Origin of the sequence: Mesobacillus sp., assembly GCF_049588175.1 — a bacterium.
Taxonomy (GTDB): domain Bacteria; phylum Bacillota; class Bacilli; order Bacillales; family Cytobacillaceae; genus Mesobacillus.
In genome coordinates, this window is record NZ_JBAVFI010000287.1 from 1 (window position 1) to 2,440 (window position 2,440).

The following is a 2,440-nucleotide window of genomic DNA, read 5'->3' on the forward strand; positions in this document are numbered from 1 at the left end:
CAACAGACCCATCGATTACAATGATTTTGCGGTGGTTCCTGAAATTGAATTTACTATTTAAAAATGGAAGCCGAACAGGCCCAAATTCGACCATTTCTACTCCGGCATCAATCAAATTTTTCACGTATTTCTTTGACAGCTGCCATGAACCGACAGAGTCATAAAGAAAACGTACATTGACGCCTTGCTTGGCTTTTTCAATCAAAACTTCCTTTATTTCTTCACCGATTTGGTCATGTCGGACAATGTAATATTCCATATGAATATGGTGGGTAGCCTTTCTCAAATGTTCAAGGATAGAACTGAAGGTTTCATCACCGTTTGTAAGCACTTTTGTAGAGCTCGAAAACGAAATTGGGCTGTTCCCAAGCTTCTGTGCTAGCGTAAATAACCTTCGATGATCCTCTTCCATCTCCTGCATCCTCTTTTCATTTGCCCTTTCCGCTTCTCCTTCAATTTTTAAAAATGTTTGCTTATCGAGAAAGTACTTCTTCCGGAACATTTTTTCTTTCCGATAATTACGGCCGAACAATAAATAAAAAATAAATCCTACGAGCGGGAATCCGCCAAGCACAATCAGCCAGGTTAACGTTTGGGATGGATGGCGATTTTCAAGGAAAATGACAAAGCTTATAAATATTACTGTGAACGTCATAAAAATACTGATATAACCGAGGTAAGCCGCGTCCATTTTTTCGTAAAATATATAATAAACTCCCGCAAGCAATGTGATAAATAATATAATACGAACTGTATTCTTCATGGTTTTCACCTGTATTCTCTTTGATTTCCCCGCAGTTTAATCCGAATACCGGCAATATGCGAAGACTCTAGATATATATATACGGATCTATTAATCGAATGGATTCAAAGTAATTGTGACGGCTTGTGCTAATGAATGATGGCTGTAGTCTGCTAGTCCTAGGCCACTGCCGCCTGCCATCTGTGTGATAACTTGCTAGCTCTTAAAGCGTACCTTGGCTGCACACGTCTATAAAACGACACCTACCTCAGGATAGACTGATCTCTGAATGAGTACCGTTTATCGAGCCCAGCTACGGTGAATTCATGTCGCATGATCTTTTTAGGCGTCTAATCAATGTAGAAATCTGTCTGGGCGATGTCTCTTGAAAATTAATAATACTAGGATTTATTATAGAACCATTTTATCAAAAAAAACCGATTTCATTTCTGAAATCGGCTTACTGTTTAGCTGAAATGCTTCCTTATCACACTAAATACATCTTCTCCAATAATTTTGTTACCGTATTCCTCGAGGCGATGGATGGTAACATTCGACTCAAGACCGTACTCGAGAAGTACACTCAACATATTGTCAATTTCCTCTTCGTCAGAAAAATCCTGTTCAGGAAACTCAATGTATAAATAATACTTGTCAGAAAGACTATACAAGCTCGTTTTTATTTTATCGATTCCCGGCCTCTTTGACAGGGTAATGACGTCTTCGAAATCTTTGAAATGAAGCATGAATTCAAGATCGTCCTCAAATTCAGGTTCATCATCATCAATATCTTTTGAATTAAATTGATGATCCAATAATTCTTCGATTCGTTCATCGACAGGCAGGTCCTTAAGCTTATCATTTGGAAGCGGAAGTTCGAATTTGTGGCCTTCCTTAGATAGCTGGGCTTTTGTGACTAGCACTTCAAGTCCTTTTTCAAGAGCTTGCACTTGGATCCATAAAGGGCCTTCAACAGCAAATTCTTCCTCCGCATGGACTTCATCCATCATTTCCCAGAAGAGTTCTTCACTGCGATCGCGGTTATACCAGATTTCTTCCCGGTCAAATCCACGCTCCTCTATATCCATATATGAAATATAAAACTTAACCGTATTTTCATTAATACGTTCGATTTCCATTCGCTTTCTCTCCCTTCCAGGCAAAGATTTGAAGGGACTAAATACCCCCAAAAAGCTGTTGGTCTTTATCTTTTACCCTTAATAAATAAGTAAAAATCACCTTGTTTTTATAAAGGGAAGGTAATTAGAAATAACGATCTTGTACTCTTATTTTATGTTATATTAAGCCAATTTGGAAACAAAATATACACCCATTTTTATAAAAGGCTATAATCTCATAAAATTAAAGTATTCTTTACATTTTATCAGAAATATGCCACGAACTCAATTTAACAGCTTGCTCCACATTGATTGATCCATCCTGAACAAAACCTATTCTGAAGCACCTATTTAACTTAAATTGTATTATGATTATGCACTAAAAATCACTGTTGATTTCAACTCACAAAAAATCAAAAAAAAGCTCAACTTGGTTATTTAATTATTTATTAGGCTCTGTTAAACAAGGCTGTTGATTTTCGTTCCAGGCGCTTCGCTTTCCGCGGAAGAATTATGAAAATTCTTCTAGGGGCTGGCGCTGAGCCCGCAGGACACTGAACAGCTTCCTCGAATATGCCCA

2 protein-coding genes are annotated in these 2,440 nt (G+C 37.7%); both read right to left on the reverse strand.

Annotated elements, in window-relative coordinates; genetic code table 11:
• On the reverse strand, positions 1-763 hold a 763-nt coding region (locus WB217_RS06980; protein WP_423991933.1), incomplete at its 3' end, for a PLDc N-terminal domain-containing protein.
• 446 nt (positions 764-1,209) lie between these two features.
• Positions 1,210-1,881 (reverse strand): adaptor protein MecA, encoded by a 672-nt coding sequence (mecA, locus tag WB217_RS06985; RefSeq protein ID WP_423991935.1) that lies wholly within the window; start codon positions 1,879-1,881, stop codon positions 1,210-1,212.
• Between the last annotated feature and the right edge of the window lie 559 nt (positions 1,882-2,440).

Coding starts and splice junctions, on each gene's coding strand:
- mecA (WP_423991935.1), bottom strand. CDS start 1,881: ATGGAAATCGAACGTATTAATGAAAATACGGTTAAGTTTTATATTTCA.